Genomic DNA, 19,108 nt, shown 5'->3' with positions numbered 1-19,108 from the left:
CTCCTGCCGGCTACGAGGCGCGGGAGGTCTTCCACTCCTCGGCGTAGTCGTTGAAGATCGCCCGCAGGTGGTGGCCGATCTTCAGGTAGTCGAGGTCGTCGAGGTTGGCGAGCGAGACGCGGACGGACCACTCGGGGCCGTCGAAGCCGCCGCCGTTGAGGAGGACGACGCTGGTCTGCTCGGCGAGCCGGAACAGCGGGTCGACGGGCTCGTAGTTCTTCTCCAGGAAGTCGGCGAAGTCCTTGCCGTGGACGCGCTCGGCCTCGGCGAGCAGGTCGAGCTCGATGTAGTAGCCGGCCCGCTTCGGGTCGTCGGCGATCTTCATCTGGGCGCCTTCGAGGAGCAGGTCGAGGCGCTGGCGGACGATCGCGCGGATCTTGTGCTTGTACGCCTGGCCCTCCTCCAGCATGTCGAAGAGGGAGAACAGGCTCATCTGCACCTGCTGGGGGAGCGAGAGCCCGGCGGTGTGGTTGAGGGCGACCTGCCGGGAGTCGGCGACGAGCCGGTCGATGAACCGGATCTTCTCGGGCTCCAGGGTGAGGGTCCCGTACCGCTTGTTCAGGCGGTCCTTCTCCGACTGCGGCAGGTTCGCGATCATCTCGTCGATGACGTTGTCGTCGTGGAGGCCGATGACGCCGAGCCGGTGGCCGGTGCAGCCGTAGTGCTTCGAGTACGAGTACACGAGCAGCGTGTTGCGCGGGAGGTCGGCCGCGAGCGAGCGGAAGCCCTCGACGAACGTGCCGTACACGTCGTCGGTGACGACCAGCAGGTTCGGGTTCCGCGTCGCGACGATGTCCTTGATCTGGTCGGCGACGCGCTGGCTCATGGCGAGCGACGGCGGGTTGGACGGGTTGACGACGCAGACCAGCTTCACCGACGGGTCGGCGAGCTTCTCGACCTCCTCGGTCGGGTAGCGCCACTCGCGCACGCCGGTCTCCGTGAAGAGGCTCGCGTTGACGGTGACGACGTCGAACTCGTACGTGTCGAGCTCGGGGATCTCGATGTACGGGGTGAAGACGGGGACCATGAGGGCGATCTTGTCGCCCTTCTTCAGGATCCCGTTCTTCATGAGGGAGTCGAAGATGTAGCACATGGCGGCGGTGCCGCCCTCGGTCGCGAAGTACGAGATGTTCCCGGCCGGCGGGCGCTTGTCGAACATCTCGTCGGCGATGTAGCCGCGGACGATCTGCTCGGTGTGGGCCAGGATGCGGTCCGGGACGGGGTAGTTGTCGCCGATCGTGCTGTCGGTCAGCTCGTGGACGAAGGCGTCCTTGTCGAAGCCGAAGCGCTCGACCGCGTACTCGACGCAGTTCTGGAGCAGCTCGATGCCGGGCAGGTCCGGGTGCTGCCGCACGAAGGTGTCGAAGCGGGCGGCGGAGCCGGCGCGTTCCGGCATGCCGCCGAGGTTGTCGGCGGTCCACACCCGGCGCGACTCGGAGAGCGAGAAGTAGCCGAGGGCGTAGAAGGCCTCGCGGGGGCCGGTGGCGACCCAGTTCGGGTTGCCGCGGCCCGCGTTGAGCATCTGCGTCTGCGACTTCTCCTTCTGGCCGGGCTTGTCGGCCTGCGCGGCCTGCGCGATCTGGATGAACTTGTCCTTCAGCTCGAACGGCGAGAGCTGGGCGAAGGACTGGATCTCCTGACGGGTGAACGTGGTCTTGGGCACGGGGTGTCCTTGTCCTTAGTGGTTGAGGATGACGATGACGGCGCCCCAGATCGTCAGCAGGACGTTGCCCACCGCGTAGGGGATCGTGTAGCCGAGCGTCGGGATCTGCGATTTCGACTGCTCGTTGATGGCGCCGATCGCCGCGGTCGTCGTCTGGCCGCCGGCCAGCACGCCCATCAGGATCGGGAAGCGGATCTTCTGCACGTAGTGGCCGACGAGGAAGCCCACGATCAGCGGGATCACCGTCGCGACCGCGCCCCAGATCAGCAGGCCCCAGCCGGCCGTCGACAGGCCGCTGGTGAAGCTCGGGCCGGCGTTGATGCCGACGACCGCGACGAAGAGGCAGAGGCCGAGGGTGTCCATGAACCACTGGGCGCCCGGCGGCACGTTGCCGTACGTCGGGTACTTGCCGCGGATCCAGCCGAAGACGAGACCCATGATGAGCGCGCCGCCGGAGGTGGAGAGCGAGATCGGCACGCCCGACACCGTCAGGGCCGGGATGCCGATGCAGCCGCCCAGGAAGATGCCGAGGCCCACCCAGAGCATGTCGGTGGCGAAGGAGGTCGGCACGGGCTTGCCGAGCGCCTTGCCCGCCGGGTCGACCAGCCGCTTCGGGCCGGTCAGGATCACCGTGTCGCCGCGTTCGAGCTTGGTGGTGAGGCGGTACGGGAACTCGGCGCCCGAGCGGTAGATCTTGTCGATGTACACGCCGACCATGAACGGTTCGCGGCGCAGCTCGGCGACGGTCTTGCCGAGCTGGTCCTTGTTCGAGGCGACCACGTGCAGGCTCTCGGTCTGGTAGCCGAGCAGTTCGACGTCGTCGGTCTCCGGGCCGATGTGCGTCCGGGCGTCGAACTCGATGAGCGAGCCGCGCAGGGCGCTGACGGCGACCACGTCGCCGGACCGCAGGACGGTCTGCTGGTCGTGTTCGAGGATCCGGCCCTCGCGCCGCACCCGGGTGATGTAGATGCGGTGGCCGAGTTCCTTCTGCTGGTTCTCGAAGTCGTCGATGGTCCGGCCGACGAGCGGCGAGTGGTCCATCTCGTAGGCGCGCAGGACGACCTCGTAGTAGCCCTCGGCCAGGTCGGGGTTGTCGCCCGGGGCGTCGAGCTCCTTGGCGAGCTGGGCCGACTCGGCGGCCAGGTCCCGCTTGTAGAGCTTGGGCAGGACGTTGGCGAGGAGCATGGCGCAGAGGATCGTGCCGAGCGGGTAGGTGACCGCGTAGCCGATCGCGACGAGGTTCTCCTCGTTCTTCATCTGGTCGGCGGTGAGCCCCGGCAGGTTGCCGATGGCGTCCTGCGCGACACCGATGACCGCGGACTGGGTGAGCGCGCCGCCGAGGAGACCGGCCGAGAGACCGGGGCCGTACCCCAGCATCACGGCGAAGCCCCAGGAGACGAGGAGACCGGTCACACAGACGATGACGGCGTTGAGGACCTGCGGCAGGCCGTCCTTCTTCAGGCCGCGGAAGAACTGGGGGCCGACCTTGTAGCCGAGGGCGAAGAGGAACATCGTGAAGAACAGGTTCTTCACGGTGCCGTCGATCGTGACCTTGAACTGCGCGCCGAGCAGCAGACCGGCCACCAGACAGCCGGTGACGGCGCCGAGCGCGATCGCCTTGTAGCGGAGCTTGCCGAAGAGGAAGCCGAGCGCGACGGTGATGAAGACCAGCAGCTCGGGATGGGGATCGAAGATGTTCCGGTTGAGGAAGTCGATCATCGGGTCATACGTCCTCTCACGCTCCGAGGATGCCGACGAGCAGCGGGCCGGTCAGGGGGAGCAGGAAGTTGGAGAGCGTGTAGGTGATCGTGTAGCCGAGCATCGGGACCGAGCTCTGGGCCACCTGCGTCACCGAGGTGATCGCCGGGGTCGAGCACTGCTGGCCCGCGATGGCGCCGATGAGCAGGGGCTTCTCGATCTTCAGCAGCTTGCGGCCGACGACGAGCGAGAGCGTCGCCGGGACCAGGACCATCGCGATCCCGGCGAACGGCAGCAGCGCCCCGTACTCCTTGAGCAGCGGCCAGGCCTGCGGGCCCGACACCAGGCCCGTGCAGGCGATGAAGATCGCCAGGCCCATGTCCTTCAGGGTCGTCGCGGCCTGCGGGGGGAAGGCGCCGAAGGTCTGCGTCCGGGAGCGGAACCAGCCGAAGAGCAGACCGGAGATCAGACAGCCGCCGCCGGTGCCCAGTGACATCGGTACGTCGCCGAACTCGACCACGACCTGGCCGAGCAGCGAACCGCAGACGATGCCGAGGCCCAGGTAGATGAAGTCGGTGGCGTCGTTCTTCACGGTCGCGCCGACCTTGGCCGCCAGCTTGCCGAGGCCCGAGCGGGCGCCCACCAGGGTGAGCACGTCACCGCGCTCGACGACCGTCTCGGGGGTGGCCGGCAGGTGCTGGTCGTTGCGCAGCACGTCCGTCACGTACACCCCGCCGGAGGAGAACTCCGGGTGCTCGCTGGTCAGGGTGTTGAGGGACTTGCCGACCGCCGCCTTGTCGGTCAGCGAGACCTGGGTGGTGGCGAGCGGGGTGTCGAGGCCGGGGATCGCCGGGGTCTCGGGGCCGATGACCCGGCCCGCCTCGATGATGTTGGCCCGCCGGCCGACCGTGAGGACCAGGTCGGAGAGGGTCAGCTCGAAGTCCGGCGGGGGAGGGGTGAGGACCTTGCTGCCCCGCTTCACCGCCTCGACGGTGACCCTTCCGCCGAGCCGGCGCTCCAGGTCGCCGACCGTGGCGCCGTCCGCCTGTGTGACCAGGAACGTGCGCCCGACCATGTTCGGGAGGGCCTCCCGCTCGTCGGCCTCAAGCCCGCCGCCGCTGCCGCGCATCTTCTCCCACAGCTCGCGGGAGGCGTCGCGGAGGTTGATCCGCATGATCATCGGCATGATCTGGCTGGTGTAGATGACGATGGTGACGAGGCCGAAGAGGTAGCAGACGGTGTACGCGGTGGCCACATGGCCCTGGTACTCGGTGATCTGCTGCTGCGTCAGGTCGGAGAGGTTGCCGATGGCCTCGGTGGCCGTGCCGACGACCGCGGACTCGGTGGCGGCGCCGGCCAGGATGCCGGCGGCGGTGCCGACGTCGAGGTCGAAGGCCTCGGCGAGACCGAGGGCGATGCCGACGACGCAGACGACCTCGATGAGGCAGAGGGCGAAGAAGCGCAGGCTCTTCTTGTTGAGGTTGGCGAAGAACTGCGGGCCGGCCAGGTAGCCGAGCGAGAAGATGAAGAGCGCGAAGAAGATCGTCTTCACGTCGTCGGAGACGGTGACCTTCGCCCAGGCGCCGAGGAGCAGCGAGACGATCAGCGTGCCGCAGATGCCGCCGAGCGTGATGGGGCCGACGCGGAGCTTGCCGACGAGGTAGCCGGCCGCGAGGCAGAGGAAGAGAGCCAGTTCGGGGTGGTCGCGCAGGACTCCCATCCGGCCTCACCTAGCCCAAGACGGACGAATTGTGAGGATAATGGACATAAAGGGAAGTTAACAGGGTGTCGGGAGAAGTGGATCACCGCCTCGCCCGTACGGGTGAGGAAGAAACACCTCGCCTGTACGGGTGAGGGAGAAACGCCCGGGCCTCAGCCCTTCACCGCGCCCCGCATCACCCCGCCCACGATGTGCCGCCCGAACAGCGCGAGCACGACGAGCAGCGGGAGGGTGCCGAGCAGGGCCCCCGCCATCACCACCGACTGGTCGGGCACCGTGCCCCGGCCGAGCCCCGTCAGCGCCACCTGCACCGTCGGGTTGCCGGTCTGCGTCAGGGCGAGCACCGGCCAGAAGAAGTCGTTCCAGGCGGCCACGAACGACAGCATCCCGAGCACCGCCATCGCCGGCCGGGCCGCCGGAAGCACCACGTGCCAGACCGTCCGCGCCGTCCCCGCCCCGTCCATCCGCGCCGCCTCAAGGAGCTCGGTCGGCAGCGCCCGCCTCAGGTGCTGGCGCATGAAGAAGACGCCGAAGGCGGAGACGAGCGAGGGCAGGATCACCGCCTGGAGCTCGTCCGTCCAGCGCAGCCGCGCGATCAGCAGATAGAGCGGCACCACGCCCAGCTGCGGCGGGATCAGCATCGTCGCGCCCACAAGGAGGAGCAGCGTGCCCCGGAGGCGGAACCGCAGCTTGGCGAAGGCGAACCCGGCCAGCGTCGAGAACAGCACCGTGCCGGCCGCGACCGCGCCGGCCACCACGGCGGTGTTCGCGAGCGCCTCGCCGAGCCGGGCGTCCGTCCACGCGATCTCCACGTTCCGCGGCAGGTTCCGCCCGAACCGGAAGGGCGGCGGGGTCGCCGCCAGGCGCGTGTTGGTCCGCGAGGCCGCGACCGCCGTCCACACCAGCGGGAACAGCGAGACGGCCGCGAACAGCCCGAGCAGGGTGTACGTCCCCCAGCCGGCCCGCACCGTCCTCATCGCCGCCGCCTCTCGCGTACGACCTCCAGGCGCGCCAGGGCCGCCCGCGCGGGCCGGACCGCGCCGAACAGGACGACCAGGATCAGGAGCATCGTCCAGGCGATCGCCGCGGCCCGCCCCAGATGGAGGTTCACCCACCCCTGCTCGTACAGATACAGACCCAGCGTCTGGAACTGGTGGTCCGCGCCGCCCGTCGCCCCCGCCCCGCTGCCGAACAGCAGCGGCTCGCCGAACAGCTGCATCGCGCCGATCGTCGACACGAGCACCGTGAACGCGATCGCGGGCCGCAGCCCCGGCAGCGTCACGTGCAGGAACTGCCGCCACCGTGAGGCCCCGTCCAAGGCCGCCGCCTCGTACAGCTCGTGCGGGACCGTCTGCATCGCCGCCAGGTAGATCAGCGCGTTGTAGCCGGTCCAGCGCCAGATCACGATCGACGCCACCGCGAACTTCGACGCCCACGGACCGTTCTGCCAGTCCACCGGACCGATCCCGGCAAGCCCCAGCGCCCAGTTGGCCATCCCGTGGTCCCGCCCGAAGAACAGCGCGAACACCAGCGTCGCCGCCGCCACCGACGTCGCGTACGGGGCGAGCGCCACGACCCGGAACACGCCCCGGGCCCGCAGCCGCACGTCCAGCAGATGCGCCACGCCGAGCGCGAGCAGCAGCTGCGGGACGGTGGCCAGGACCCCGATGACGCACGTGTTCGCCAGCGCGTTCCAGAAGAACCCGTCGTCCACGAGGCGCGCGTAGTTGTGCAGACCCACCCACTCCCGCGCCTCCGGCGCCGTCAGCTCCATCCGGTAGAACGACGCCCAGGCGGTGGCGACCAGCGGGAACACCCCGAACGCGCCGAACAGCACGAAGAACGGCGCCACGAGCGCGTACGGAGCCCAGCGCGAGCCCGTCCGGGTGCGCGGGGGCGCGACGGGCCGGCGCGCGGGCTCCGGCGTGGTCCTCGTCTCCGTCATCAGGTCGCCGGTCACCGGTCGAGGGCGTTGTCGATGGCCTTCATCGCCGCCCGCCAGGCCGACTCCGGAGAGCGGCCCGTCTGGTCGACCTGGAGCATGCCGACGTCGGCCAGGGTCTGCGAGACCAGGGCGTCCTTGGGGCCGATCGGGGCGCGGGGGACACCGAGCGCCGCACGGGCGAAGATCGCGCCGACCGGGGCGTCACCGAAGTACGGGGGACGGGCCTCCGCGACCTCCGGGAGGGCGTAGGCGGCGGAGGCGCTGGGAAAGCTGCCGCGCCGGGCGAAGAGCGTGGCCTGCTGGGCGGGCGCCGTCAGCCAGGCCGCGAGCCTGGCCGCCTCGGCGCGCTGCCGGCCCGCCGACGGCACGACGAGGAAGGAGCCGCCCCAGCTGCCCGGCCGGGGCGCCGCGGCCACGTCCCAGCGGCCCCGCCCCGCCGGACCCGCCTTGTCCTCGATGTAGCCGAGCATCCAGGCGGGACAGGCCACCGTCGCGAACGCCCCGTTCGCGAAGGCCTGGTCCCAGCCGGGCGTGAACTGCTGCAGCCGGGCCGTGAGGCCGCGCCCGGCGAACGCCGCCGCCAGGTCCCAGGCCTCCCGCACGGCGGGGTTCTCCGCCACGATCAGGTCGCCCCGCTCGTCGTAGTAGCGCAGGGCCGCGCTTCCCGTGACGGCCGCCAGGACCCCCGAGGCGGAGTCGGTGAACGCGGTCCCCTCCGGGGCCCGCTCGCGGTAACGGACGCCCGCCGCCAGGTACTTCCCCCAGTCCCCGGCCCACAGCCGCCCCACCGCACCGCGCTCGGTCGGCAGCCCGGCCCGCGCGAACAGGTCCTTGCGGTAGCAGATCGCCTGCGGCCCGATGTCGGTGCCGAGGGCGAGCGTCCGGCCGTCGGAGGCGGTGCCCTGCGCCCACTTCCACGGCAGGAACGCGCCCGGGTCGACCCCCGGGGCCGCGCCGAGCGGGTCGAGCCGGCCGGCCTGGGTGCCGAGCACCTCCGCGATGTTCCCGACCTCGACGGCCTGTACGTCGGCGAGGCCGGAACCGGCCGTGAGGTGGGTGAGCAGCTGCGGGTAGTAGACGTCGTTGCGGGTCAGCGAGGTCTGCCGGACGGCGACGTCGGGACGCAGCCGCATGTACGCGTCGTACAGCCCGGCCTCCTGGTACCCGAACGTGCCGAACACCCCGACGGTGAGCGTGACCGGCCGCCCCCGCCCGTCCACCGCCTCCCGTCCCCCGTCCGCCGGACGCGGCTCGACGGGGTCGCTCGCGCAGCCGGCGCAGAGCGCCAGGCCGAGGAGCACGGCGAGGAGGAGCCGGTGCGCGGCGCGAGCCGGCCGCGCTTCCCGCGCCCGGCGCCCTCCCGGCCCCGTGCCGTCCCGGCTGTGTCTCCACCCCATGGCGCCCGACCGTAGTGCGAGGCCTCTCCGGGGCGCGGGAACTGGGCTCGGGCGCTCACCCGTTCGGGCGCCGATGTGTGCTCCGTCACGTACGCCGGTGGCGGGCCCGGGCATGCGGAAATGACTCAGGCCCCGATTCTTCCGAACCGGGGCCTGAATCCATCAGGGTGAGTAACGGGACTCGAACCCGCGACATCCTGGACCACAACCAGGTGCTCTACCAGCTGAGCTATACCCACCATGACCGGCGGTTTCCCCGAAGGTTTCCCTGACCGGCCGAGAAGAAGTCTACAGGGTTCTGGGGGGTGCTCGCGCCCGCGTTTTCCCGAGCGGGTTTCCGGGGGCGCGAGCGGGGGTTATTCGGCGGGCAGGACGTGGCGGGCCGCGATCTGCTTCGCGGTCTCCGAGTCGGGTCCGGGCTGCGGGACGAAGACCGCCTCGCGGTAGTACCGCAGCTCGGCGATGGACTCGCGGATGTCGGCGAGCGCCCGGTGGTTGCCGTTCTTCTCCGGACTGTTGAAGTACGCCCTCGGGTACCAGCGGCGGGCCAGCTCCTTGACCGAGGACACATCGACGATCCGGTAGTGCAGGTGGCCCTCGAGGGCCGGCATGTCCCGCGCGAGGAAGCCGCGGTCCGTGGAGACCGAGTTCCCGCACAGGGGCGCCTTGCCCGGCTCCTTCACGTGCTCGCGGATGTACGCGAGGACCTGGGCCTCCGCGTCGGCGAGCGTCGTGCCCTCGGCGAGCGCGTCGAGCAGCCCGGAGCTCGTGTGCATCCGGCGCACCACCTCGGGCATCGTCTCCAGCGCCGCGTCCGGCGGTCGGATGACGATGTCCACGCCTTCGCCGAGCACGTTCAGTTCCGAGTCGGTGACCAGCGCGGCCACCTCGATGAGTGCGTCGTCCGTCAGCGAGAGCCCGGTCATCTCGCAGTCGATCCACACCATGCGATCGTTCATGTGTCCACCTTAGGGGCTACGGACCCGGGCCGAGCAGGCCGACGGGCGCCCGGGGGAGGTGTCCCAGGGCGCCCGTCGTTCCTGCGGTGCGCGGCTTGTGGCCGTGCGGGTCTGGTTATGTGGCGCTGCGCTGGCCCGGCAGGGAGGCCCGGCCGGGGGCGTAGACGTCGGACGGCGGCTTGCCCGGGTCGAGCGACGGGCGCCGGACGCCCGCCGGGACCTGGCCGGCCACGACCGGGTCGAGCACGGCCGTGCCGACCTCGCTCTGCGGCCGCCTGGCGCGGTACGCCGCCCGGTAGGCGGCCGGCGAGGAGCCGAGCTGCCGCCGGAAGTGACCGCGCAGGGCCACCGGGGAGCGGAAGCCGCACCTGCCCGCGACCTCGTCGACCGAGTAGTCGGAGGTCTCGAGCAGCCGCTGCGCCTGGAGCACCCGCTGGGTGATCAGCCACTGGAGGGGGGCCGAGCCCGTCAGCGAGCGGAACCGGCGGTCGAAGGTCCGCCGTGACATGTACGCGCGAGCGGCCAGGGTCTCCACGTCGAACTGCTCGTGGAGGTGCTCCAGCGCCCAGGCGACGACCTCGGCCAGCGGGTCGGCGCCGATCTCCTCAGGTAAAGACCTGTCGAGGTAGCGCTCCTGACCGCCGCTGCGCCGCGGCGGGACGACCAGCCGGCGCGCCAGCGCGCCCGCGGCCTCGGTGCCGTGGTCGGTCCGCACGATGTGCAGACACAGATCGATTCCGGCCGCGGTGCCGGCGGAGGTGAGCACGTCCCCGTCGTCGACGAAGAGCTCCCGCGGGTCCACGTGGACCGACGGGTAGCGCTTGGCGAGCGTCGGCGCGTACATCCAGTGCGTGGTCGCCGGGCGGCCGTCGAGCAGCCCGGCCGCGGCGAGCACGAACGCACCGGTGCAGAGGCCGACGATCCTGGCCCCCTCCTCGTGCGCGCGGCGCAGCGCTTCGAGCGCCTCCGGCGGCGGCGGCGAGGTGATCGAGCGCCAGGCGGGGACGACGACGGTCCCCGCGCGGCTGATCGCCTCCAGGCCGTACGGCGCGGTGAGTTCGAGTCCACCGGTGGTGCGGAGCGGGCCGTCCTCACCGGCGCAGACGAGCAGCCGGTAACGGGGCACGCCGGCGTCCTGCCGGTCGATGCCGAACACGGAGAGCGGGATGGAGCTCTCGAAGATGGGGCCGCCGCTGAACAGCAGCACCGCGACGACTTCGCGACGGCGGCGCCCGGTCAGCTTCCGTGCGGCCTCCGGTGCGGCGGAGTCCTGGCTCATGACGCTAAGCCCCCCTCGGTGTTCGCGTCTCCCTGGTCGTGTCGCTGCTGCACGTTTCCCCTCGGTTTTGCACGAGACCCCAGTCTTCGGTACCCATGATCGAATCTACTGTGTCCCGTGGCGCCGGCGTGACAAGTTCTCCATCCGGTGGATTGTCGACAAGGCAACTTGGCGTGAAGCGATCGATCGTGAGCTCCGCCCCCCGAGGGGTGCCGAGAGGCCGGCGCGACGGCGAACGGCCCCGTACATGGGGGGTGCGGGGGCTGGGGGCGGGGCTTTTCCCGGCGCCCATAGCGGGGTTGGCCAATCGTTCCGCCAAGGACTCGCCGGGGCATGGAACTTGGCTGAAATCATATGGGTTCGGGTGTACGAACCTGTCAACTCGAAGGGGTGCGGGGGTGCCGGACGGGCCCGTTCAGGCCGGATCGCGGCGCCCGCCGCGCAGGGTCTCGGCCCGCAGTCCGCGCTCCGAGCGCCGCAGCAGCAGCCGGCAGGCCGCCGTCACCGAGACGAGCCCGAACGCGGTGCCGGCGGCCCCGCCGAGCGAGGTGCCGTAGACGAGGAGCACCACCGGCACCAGGACACAGCAGAAGACCGCCCAGCGGACGACGTCGTCGGCCGGTCCCGCCGACCCCGCCCCCGGACCCCCGGCCGGGGCCGGGACGGTCGCCGGGTCCGGCTCCGCGACGGCGACGGCGGTGCCGGCGGTCGGCGCGGAGGCGGGGGCCCGACGGCGGCCGCGGGGCGCGCCGAGGGTGGGGGAGGAGGCGGCGGGGGTGTGGCCGGCGGCGGTCGATGGTGCGGGCACGGGCGGTCTCCCTGCGACGGTGGGCTGGACCTGTGGCAACGAGGAACGGAACGTTCCGGTCACTCTGGGCGACGTCCGTTTGGCCCCCGTACGGACGCCTGTAGGGCACAACCGGCATTGCCAGATCGCGAGCGGCTCGTGCATGCTCCCTGGAACGCCGCGCGTGAAGCGGCGGGCACGCCGGGAGTGGCACGGCGGGCTCTGGGCAGGAGAGGAGTGTCGCCGTACCCTTGGGGGTATGGGGTTGGGAAGATGATTCCCGGACACAGCTCCGCCGCCACCCGTCGTTCGTCCCCTCTTTTCCCCGTCCCTTCCCACGAGGACCCTCTTCGCCGAGACACCGATGGCCGGTCACGAATTTCCCGAACCCGCGGACCGCAAGCGCGTCGCCGACTCCACGGTCGACCCCCTCGCGGTAGAACAGCCACGTCACGCCTGCGACCCGGCCTTCCGGCACGGGGTCGTCGTCGGTTTCGACGGTTCCACGTCCAGTGAGCGAGCCCTCGCGTACGCCATCGGCATGGCCAGGCGCTCCGGATCGGGCCTGATCATCGTGCACGTGGCCAACCGGCTGCCCACCACCGTGTGGGCCGGCTGCGAGCCGCCCGTCTTCGTCGACGTGCCCGACCACCGCACCGAGGTCCTCGGCCTTGAGCTGGCCTGCGCCGAGCACCTCTCCGAGGTGCCCTGGATCCTCGTCGAGCGCGGCGGCGACATCTGCCACGAGCTGGAGGAGGTCGGCCGCGAGTACTCGGCCGACGCGATCGTGGTCGGCTCCACGCACGGCATCGTCGGGCGGATCTTCGGCTCGGTCGCCGGCCGTCTCGCGCGCCGCGCCCAGCGGCCCGTCATCGTCATCCCGTAACGCGCGGACGGACCCCTTCCGTCCCGTACGGCCCGTCAGGTCTCTGCTTCAACTGCCGTCATCCGGCCATAAATTCGGCCTTCCTCAGGTGAATTGTGCGCTTGTGAAGGGTACATAAAGGTCACCGGATCACAGCGCTCACGCAGCACGACTGCGCACCTGAAGGGAGCCCGCCGTGGACAACGAAGTCGCCGCGGGAAACACCGCCTCCACTCTCGGACACCTCGCCCTCGGACTGACCCTGCTGGCCTTCGGCCTGGGCGGCACCGGGGTCATCGACCACGTCGCGGCAGCGGATGCCGCGGGCCTCGCCACCTGGGTCGGCGGGGTCACGCTCTTCCTCGTCGGCATGCTCGCCCTGAAGGCGGGCGACAAGGGAGGGGGCACGGCGTACGCGGCGCTCGGCGCCTTCTGGTTCACCTGGGGGACCGGGGTCGGCGGCAGCGGCTCGGCCGACGCCGCGGGCCTCTTCCTCCTCCTGTGGGCGCTCCTCGCGCTCACGCTGACCGTGGCCTCCTCGGGCAGCGGACTCTTCGGACAGGGCGTGTACGGGCTGCTGTTCGTCGCCCTGCTGCTGCTCGGCATCGGCGCCCTCGTCGACAACGGCGGCCTCGGCAAGGCGGGCGGCTGGGTCGCCGCCCTCGCGGGCCTCGTCGCCTGGTACGGCGCCACGGCGGCGGTGGCCGGCTGGCCCACCTCGCTCCGCCGCGCGGCGAGCGCGCCGGCCGCGGGGTAGCAACGGGAAAGCGAGAGGTCCCTGTCGCACCTGGGTGTGCGACAGGGACCTCTCTCGTGTCCGGTCGACCCGCCGGGGGACAGGCCCGGCGGGGCGGTCTCGGGGGGACAGGCCCCGAGGCGCTGCTACTCGACCGTGACGGACTTGGCCAGGTTGCGCGGCTTGTCGATGTCGCGGCCCATGGCGAGCGCCGTGTGGTAGGCGAGGAGCTGGAGCGGGATGCCCATGAGGATCGGGTCCAGCTCGTCCTCGTTCTTCGGCACGACGATGGTGTGGTCGGCCTTCGCCTGCGGCTGGTGCGCGACCGCGAGGATGCGGCCGGAGCGGGCCTTGATCTCCTCCAGGGCGGCGCGGTTCTTCTCGAGCAGGTCGTCGTCGGGGACGATCGCGACCGTCGGCAGGGCCGGCTCGATGAGGGCGAGCGGGCCGTGCTTCAGCTCGGAGGCCGGGTAGGCCTCGGCGTGGATGTAGGAGATCTCCTTCAGCTTGAGGGAGGCCTCGAGGGCGACGGGGTAGCCCCGGACGCGGCCGATGAACATCATCGACTGGGCGCCCGCGTACTCCGCGGCGATCTTCTTGATCTCGTCCTCGGTCTCGAGGATCTCCTGGATCTGCGCGGGCAGCTTGCGCAGGCCCTCGATGATCCGCTTGCCGTCGGTGACGGACAGGTCGCGGATGCGGCCCAGGTGGAGGGCGAGCAGCGCGAAGGCGGTCACCGTGTTGGTGAAGCACTTGGTGGAGACGACGCAGACCTCGGGGCCGGCGTGGACGTACACGCCGCCGTCGGCCTCGCGGGCGATGGCGGAGCCGACGACGTTGACGACGCCGAGGACGCGGGCGCCCTTCCGCTTGAGCTCCTGGACGGCGGCGAGGACGTCGTAGGTCTCACCGGACTGGGAGACGGCGATGTACAGGGTGTCGGGGTCCACGACCGGGTTGCGGTAGCGGAACTCCGAGGCCGGCTCGGCGTCGGCGGGGATGCGGGCCAGCGACTCGATGAGCCCGGCGCCGATGAGGCCGGCGTGGTACGAGGTGCCGCAGCCGAGGATCTTGATGCGGCGGATGGAGCGGGCCTCGCGGGCGTCCAGGTTCAGGCCGCCGAGGTGCACGGTGGAGAAGCGGTCGTCGATCCGGCCGCGCAGCACGCGGTCGACCGCGTCGGGCTGCTCGGAGATCTCCTTGTGCATGTACGTGTCGTGGCCGCCCATGTCGTAGGAGGCGGCCTCCCACTCGACGGTCTCCGGGGTCGCGGTGGTGGAGGCGCCCGCGACGGTGTAGGTGCGGAAGTCGTCGGCCTTGAGGGTGGCCATCTCGCCGTCGTCGAGGGTGACGACCTGGCGGGTGTGGGCGATCAGTGCGGCGACGTCGGAGGCGACGAGCATCTCCTTCTCGCCGATGCCGAGGATGACCGGGGAGCCGTTGCGGGCCACCACGATGCGGTCGTTGAAGTCGGCGTGCATGACGGCGATGCCGTAGGTGCCCTCGATGACCTTGAGCGCCTCGCGGACCTTGTCCTCGAGGGTCTCGGCCTGGGAGCGGGCGATGAGGTGGGTGATGACCTCGGTGTCCGTCTCGGAGGCGAAGACGACGCCGTCGGCCTCCAGCTTGGCGCGGAGCTCCTGGGCGTTGTCGACGATGCCGTTGTGGACGACGGCGACCTTGTTCTCGGGGTCCAGGTGCGGGTGCGAGTTGATGTCGCTCGGCGCGCCGTGGGTGGCCCAGCGGGTGTGGGCGATGCCGGTGGTGCCGGTGAAGCGCTTGGGGACGCGGGCTTCGAGGTCACGGACCCGGCCCTTGGCCTTCACCATCTTCAGGCCGGAGGCCTTCGGGCTGGTGATGACCATGCCGGCGGAGTCGTAACCCCGGTACTCGAGCCGCTGGAGGCCTTCCAGCAGCAGCGGGGCGACGTCACGCTTACCGATGTAACCGACAATTCCGCACATATAGGTGTTACCCCTCCAGGTTGGTGAGTGTGCCCGGCCGTGTGTCCCGGCCGGTCTCAGCCGTAGACGATGCGGCGCAGCTGCCGGAGCGAGAGCTCCTGCGGCGCGACGGCCCGGTGGGGCAGTTCGCCGGAGATCCGTTCGAAGATCTCGGCGTTCACCGCCCCGCCGGACTGCAGTTCGCGGTGCCGGCGGCGGACGAACTCCTCGGTCGTCTCGTCGAAGTACGCCAGGACGTCGAGCACCACCCGGGCGGCCTCACCGCGCTGGAGCGCGGTGCTGCGGACCAGGTGGTCGATGAGGTCGTCGTGCGACGTTCGGCGTTCGAGCACCCATGAATACTGAGGGCCCCGCCTCGTTTCCGCAAGAATCCTGCCCGAAATCGGGCAGGCGGGCCATGATCCGGGGCTTGAGGGGGGTGATTGGTCCAGACCTTGACCCATCGGAGTCAGGGCGGTACGCATGGTCACGACGCGGATATAGAACCGGAAGACGCGTCCAACGCCCGAAGGGGAGCAGCCCGTGACACAGCGCCGAAGGATCCCCCGACTCATCGGGTCCCTGCTCCTCTTCGCCACCGCCGGCGTCGCCTGCGGCGAGGCCTCCGCGGGCACCCGGACCGCCGCCGCCGAACCCGAGGTACGCCCGCTCGGCCGGATCGTGCCCGTGCCCGCCTCCGTCACGCCCGGCGGAGAGCCGTACACCCTGACCCGCGCCACCCGCATCGGCGTCGACGGCGCCTCACGCGAGTCCCGGGCCGTCGGCCGCTACCTCGCCGGCCTGCTCCGCCCCGCCACCGGCTTCCCGCTCCCCGTCGTCGACGAGTCGGCCGCCCGGGGCGGCATCCGGCTCCGGATCGACCCCGAGGACACCGCGCTCGGCGAGGAGGGCTACCGGCTCGACTCGGCACCCGACGGCCTCACCCTCACCGCCCACGCGCCCGCCGGCCTCTTCCGCGGCGTCCAGACCGTGCGCCAGCAGCTGCCCTCCGCCGTCGAGCACCGCACCGTCCAGGCCGGGCCCTGGAGGATCGCCGGCGGCACCGTCACCGACACCCCGCGCTACGCCTACCGGGGCGCGATGCTCGACGTGTCCCGCCACTTCTTCACCGTCGACGAGGTCAAGCGGTTCATCGACCAGCTCGCCCTCTACAAGATCAACACCCTGCACCTGCACCTCTCCGACGACCAGGGCTGGCGCATCGCCGTCGACTCCTGGCCCCACCTGACCGCCCACGGCGGCTCCACCCAGGTCGGCGGCGGCCCCGGCGGCTTCTACACCAAGGACCAGTACAGGGAGATCGTCCGGTACGCCGCCTCCCGCTACCAGGAGGTCGTCCCCGAGATCGACATGCCGGGGCACACCAACGCCGCCCTCTCCTCCTACGCCGAGCTCAACTGCGATGGCGTCGCCCCGCCCCTCTACACCGGCACCAAGGTCGGCTTCAGCTCCCTCTGCGCGCCCAAGCCCGTCACGTACGACTTCGTCGACGACGTGATCCGCGAGCTCGCCGCCCTCACCCCCGGCCGCTACCTCCACATCGGCGGCGACGAGGCCCGCTCCACCAGCCACGAGGACTACGTCGCCTTCATGGACCGGGTCCAGCCCGTCGTCGCCAAGTACGGCAAGACCGTCATCGGCTGGCACCAGCTCACCGGCGCGAGCCCCGCGCCCGGCGCCCTCGTCCAGTACTGGGGCATCGACCGCACCCCCGCCGCCGAGAAGGAGCGCGTCGCCGCGGCCGCCCGGGCCGGCACCGGCCTCGTCCTGTCCCCGGCCGACCGCACCTACCTCGACATGAAGTACACGAAGGACACCCCGCTCGGCCTCACCTGGGCCGGGACGGTGGAGGTCCGGCGCTCGTACGACTGGGACCCCGCCGGTTACCTCCCCGGCGTCCCCGATGCCGCCGTCCGCGGCATCGAGGCGCCCCTCTGGACCGAGACCCTCGCCACCCCCGCCGACCTCGACGTCATGGCCTTCCCGCGGCTGCCCGGCATCGCCGAACTCGCCTGGTCACCGGCCGCCACCCACGACTGGGACACCTACAAGGTGCGCCTCGCCGAACAGGCCCCCCGTCTCGACGCCCTCGGCATCCCCTACTACCGCTCCCCGCAGGTGCCCTGGGGGGAGCGGTAGAGAGGGGTTCGCGCCCGCGGGTCAGAAGGCGCCGTTGAGCCCCCACCACTCGCCGTCGGTCGCCTCGCCGGCAGCGAAGGCGCCGGTGCCCAGGCCGCGGTAGGAGACCAGCCATCCCGGGTTCCCCGGGAAACCGCGCAGGACGTAGGAGCTGTTGGTGACGGTCGCGAGGTCGGCGCGGCCGTCGCCGGTGGTGTCGCCGACCGCGAGGAAGCCGTCCATCGCGTTCCAGCCGCCGGTCCCGATCAGCTTCCGGGCGCCGAGGCCGCCAGAAGCGGTCCCCGGGTAGGACCAGAGCCGGCCCGTGGACCTCTCCCGGGCGATCACGTCGACCCGGCCGTCGCCGTTCGTGTCGCCGGGGCCGACCAGGGCGTTCATGGCGTTCCAGCCGCCGGCCCCGAGGAGCTTGCGGGACCCGAGGGCGCCGGAGGCGGTGCCGGGGTAGAGCCACAGCCTGCCCGTGGCCTTCTCGACGGTCAGCAGGTCGGGCCGGCCGTCCCGGTTCAGGTCGCCGACGCCCGCGATCAGGCCCATGGCGTTCCAGCCGCCCGAGCCGATGAGCTTGCGCGCGCCGAGCCCGCCCGTCCCCGCGCCGGTGTACAGCCACAGCCTGCCGGTCGCGCCCTCGCGGGCGATGACGTCCTCGCGGCCGTCGCCGGTGAGGTCACCGTGGCGCACGAAGGCGTTCATGGCGTTCCAACCGCCGGTGCCGACCAGCCGGCCCGAACCGTCGCCGGGCAGGAACCACAGCCGCCCCACCAGGTCCCGTACCAGCACGTCGGCCCTGCCGTCACGGTTCAGGTCGCCGAAGCCGGCCGCCGTGGGCGATGCCGTCGCGCGCCACGAGGGGTAGGCGCCCCGGGAGCATTCGCGCTGGGTCCGGACGAACTTCACCGAGGAGACCTTGTCGTCGGTTCCGGAGGTCCAGGAGCCGTTGACCGACGGGGCCACCGGGTAGTAGCCGTCGTACCACTTGTACTCAGGGGACTCGTACAGGCACGCGTACACCGACGTCCGGTTGATGTACGAACGGACCTGGGTGCCCGACGAACCCATCGTGGCCAGGTTCGTCTTCGTCTTGAGCATCGACCCCTGCGCGTTCTCCTGCGTCCAGGCGCAGAAGTAGCCCGCCGGGCAGTCGGAGACGGCCGCCTGGGCGGGCGAGGCCGTCGCGACGGCGAGGCCGCCCAAGGTCGCGAGGCTCAGCAGTGACGCCAGGCCGCGCTTGATCATGGTGCGCACGTGTTCCCTTTCCGGCGGGTCGGTCCGCCGACCCGCCGAAAGATTGTACGAACGACACCTCGCCCACCTTCGCCGGTGCCGGGTGGGCCTGGTCAGGCGGTGCCGATTCCGCGGAGTCCGTCCAGCAGCTGGTCGACATGGGCGGCGGCCTGGCCGGGGTCGAGGGGCTGGTGGCCGACGAGCAGGCGGTACCAGAAGAGGCCGAAGATCCGGTCGGTGGCCGCCTCCAGGTCGGCGGTGGGCGGGAGTTCCCCGCGGTCCACCCCGCGGGCCAGCAGGGCGAGGACGGCGGCGCGCCGGCTCTCGACCCACTCCCGGAAAGGCACGGCGAAGGCGGGGTCGAGCTGAGCCTCGGCCATGAGGCCGCGCAGGGCCCGCATCCGCAGCTCGTGCTCGGACACGCCGTAGAGGGCGGCGGTGAAGGCGGTCAGGTCGTCCGCGAGGGAGCCGGTGTCGGGTTCGGGCATCCGCTGCTCGACGGTCGCGCGGTAGGCGTCCATGACGAGGACGGGCTTCGACTTCCACCAGCGGTAGACGGTGCTCTTGGCGACGTCGGCGCGGGCGGCGATGCGCTCGATGGTGACGGCCTGGTAGCCGAGTTCCTCGACGAGCTCGATGGCGGCGGCGAGGACGGCGTGGTGGGCGTCCTCGCTGCGGGTCCGTCCGCCGGTGCGGCGGGTGGGGGTTTCTCCGGTGGGCACGAACTCACGCTAG

General features: G+C 71.4%; 16 protein-coding genes and 1 tRNA gene. 3 read left to right on the top strand and 14 right to left on the bottom strand.

Features of this window, described 5'->3' with window-relative positions; all coding sequences use genetic code 11:
- Positions 1-10 precede the first annotated feature (10 nt).
- The 10 genes from ACZ7G1_RS32845 to ACZ7G1_RS32800 form a co-directional block, all read right to left on the bottom strand.
- Entirely contained in the window at positions 11-1,663 is a 1,653-nt protein-coding gene (locus tag ACZ7G1_RS32845; protein WP_470876428.1) for a bifunctional aspartate transaminase/aspartate 4-decarboxylase, read from the bottom strand.
- 15 nt (positions 1,664-1,678) lie between these two features.
- Positions 1,679-3,382, bottom strand: a complete 1,704-nt coding sequence (aspT, locus tag ACZ7G1_RS32840) for an aspartate-alanine antiporter (RefSeq protein WP_470876426.1) — start codon at positions 3,380-3,382, stop codon at positions 1,679-1,681.
- Between the two features lie 16 nt (positions 3,383-3,398).
- Positions 3,399-5,081: an aspartate-alanine antiporter gene (gene aspT, locus ACZ7G1_RS32835; protein WP_470876424.1), complete on the bottom strand. Its 1,683-nt coding sequence runs from the start codon at positions 5,079-5,081 to the stop codon at positions 3,399-3,401.
- Between the two features lie 152 nt (positions 5,082-5,233).
- Positions 5,234-6,058 carry a carbohydrate ABC transporter permease gene (locus ACZ7G1_RS32830; RefSeq protein WP_470876422.1) on the bottom strand — a complete coding sequence of 275 codons (825 nt, stop codon included), beginning with the start codon at positions 6,056-6,058 and terminating at the stop codon, positions 5,234-5,236.
- Entirely contained in the window at positions 6,055-7,026 is a 972-nt protein-coding gene (locus ACZ7G1_RS32825) for a carbohydrate ABC transporter permease (RefSeq protein ID WP_470876420.1), read from the bottom strand. The genes ACZ7G1_RS32830 and ACZ7G1_RS32825 overlap by 4 nt, the downstream gene beginning before the upstream one ends.
- Positions 7,027-7,037: 11 nt before the next feature.
- Positions 7,038-8,423, bottom strand: a complete 1,386-nt coding sequence (locus ACZ7G1_RS32820) for an ABC transporter substrate-binding protein (protein WP_470876418.1) — start codon at positions 8,421-8,423, stop codon at positions 7,038-7,040.
- Between the two features lie 166 nt (positions 8,424-8,589).
- A tRNA-His gene (locus tag ACZ7G1_RS32815) sits at positions 8,590-8,662 on the bottom strand.
- Positions 8,663-8,779: 117 nt separating this feature from the next.
- Positions 8,780-9,382, bottom strand: a complete 603-nt coding sequence (orn, locus tag ACZ7G1_RS32810; RefSeq protein WP_470876416.1) for an oligoribonuclease — start codon at positions 9,380-9,382, stop codon at positions 8,780-8,782.
- 115 nt (positions 9,383-9,497) lie between these two features.
- The gene (locus tag ACZ7G1_RS32805) at positions 9,498-10,661 is read right to left on the bottom strand and encodes a helix-turn-helix domain-containing protein (RefSeq protein WP_470876414.1); all 1,164 of its coding nucleotides are present in this window, start codon (positions 10,659-10,661) and stop codon (positions 9,498-9,500) included.
- Positions 10,662-11,076: 415 nt separating this feature from the next.
- Positions 11,077-11,469, bottom strand: coding sequence for a hypothetical protein (locus ACZ7G1_RS32800; RefSeq protein WP_470876412.1), 393 nt, complete (start codon positions 11,467-11,469; stop codon positions 11,077-11,079).
- 343 nt (positions 11,470-11,812) lie between these two features.
- On the opposite strand from ACZ7G1_RS32800, the gene ACZ7G1_RS32795 reads away from it, so the two are divergent.
- On the top strand, positions 11,813-12,334 hold the full coding sequence (locus ACZ7G1_RS32795) for a universal stress protein (RefSeq protein ID WP_015033782.1): 522 nt from the start codon (positions 11,813-11,815) through the stop codon (positions 12,332-12,334).
- Between the two features lie 175 nt (positions 12,335-12,509).
- Positions 12,510-13,070 carry a GPR1/FUN34/YaaH family transporter gene (locus ACZ7G1_RS32790; protein WP_470876410.1) on the top strand — a complete coding sequence of 187 codons (561 nt, stop codon included), beginning with the start codon at positions 12,510-12,512 and terminating at the stop codon, positions 13,068-13,070.
- A 125-nt stretch (positions 13,071-13,195) separates the two neighbouring features.
- On the opposite strand, the gene glmS is transcribed toward ACZ7G1_RS32790, so the two are convergent.
- Positions 13,196-15,013 carry a glutamine--fructose-6-phosphate transaminase (isomerizing) gene (gene glmS / locus ACZ7G1_RS32785; protein ID WP_470876408.1) on the bottom strand — a complete coding sequence of 606 codons (1,818 nt, stop codon included), beginning with the start codon at positions 15,011-15,013 and terminating at the stop codon, positions 13,196-13,198.
- A 56-nt stretch (positions 15,014-15,069) separates the two neighbouring features.
- Positions 15,070-15,345 (bottom strand): hypothetical protein, encoded by a 276-nt coding sequence (locus tag ACZ7G1_RS32780; protein ID WP_470876406.1) that lies wholly within the window; start codon positions 15,343-15,345, stop codon positions 15,070-15,072.
- 190 nt (positions 15,346-15,535) lie between these two features.
- On the opposite strand from ACZ7G1_RS32780, the gene ACZ7G1_RS32775 reads away from it, so the two are divergent.
- Positions 15,536-17,152, top strand: a complete 1,617-nt coding sequence (locus tag ACZ7G1_RS32775; RefSeq protein WP_470876405.1) for a beta-N-acetylhexosaminidase — start codon at positions 15,536-15,538, stop codon at positions 17,150-17,152.
- A 21-nt stretch (positions 17,153-17,173) separates the two neighbouring features.
- On the opposite strand, the gene ACZ7G1_RS32770 is transcribed toward ACZ7G1_RS32775, so the two are convergent.
- Positions 17,174-18,394, bottom strand: coding sequence for an FG-GAP-like repeat-containing protein (locus ACZ7G1_RS32770; protein ID WP_470876404.1), 1,221 nt, complete (start codon positions 18,392-18,394; stop codon positions 17,174-17,176).
- A gap of 92 nt (positions 18,395-18,486) precedes the next feature.
- Positions 18,487-19,095, bottom strand: coding sequence for a TetR/AcrR family transcriptional regulator (locus ACZ7G1_RS32765; protein WP_470876403.1), 609 nt, complete (start codon positions 19,093-19,095; stop codon positions 18,487-18,489).
- Between the last annotated feature and the right edge of the window lie 13 nt (positions 19,096-19,108).

The organism is Streptomyces sp. NPDC037273 (assembly GCF_055603625.1).
The sequence above is the reverse complement of the archived record's forward strand: the minus strand, read 5'-3'. Positions and strand labels throughout refer to the sequence as shown.

Coding starts and splice junctions, on each gene's coding strand:
- aspT (WP_470876426.1), bottom strand. CDS start 3,382: ATGATCGACTTCCTCAACCGGAACATCTTCGATCCCCATCCCGAGCTG.
- aspT (WP_470876424.1), bottom strand. CDS start 5,081: ATGGGAGTCCTGCGCGACCACCCCGAACTGGCTCTCTTCCTCTGCCTC.
- ACZ7G1_RS32830 (WP_470876422.1), bottom strand. CDS start 6,058: ATGAGGACGGTGCGGGCCGGCTGGGGGACGTACACCCTGCTCGGGCTG.
- ACZ7G1_RS32825 (WP_470876420.1), bottom strand. CDS start 7,026: ATGACGGAGACGAGGACCACGCCGGAGCCCGCGCGCCGGCCCGTCGCG.
- ACZ7G1_RS32820 (WP_470876418.1), bottom strand. CDS start 8,423: ATGGGGTGGAGACACAGCCGGGACGGCACGGGGCCGGGAGGGCGCCGG.
- orn (WP_470876416.1), bottom strand. CDS start 9,382: ATGAACGATCGCATGGTGTGGATCGACTGCGAGATGACCGGGCTCTCG.
- ACZ7G1_RS32805 (WP_470876414.1), bottom strand. CDS start 10,661: ATGAGCCAGGACTCCGCCGCACCGGAGGCCGCACGGAAGCTGACCGGG.
- ACZ7G1_RS32795 (WP_015033782.1), top strand. CDS start 11,813: ATGGCCGGTCACGAATTTCCCGAACCCGCGGACCGCAAGCGCGTCGCC.
- glmS (WP_470876408.1), bottom strand. CDS start 15,013: ATGTGCGGAATTGTCGGTTACATCGGTAAGCGTGACGTCGCCCCGCTG.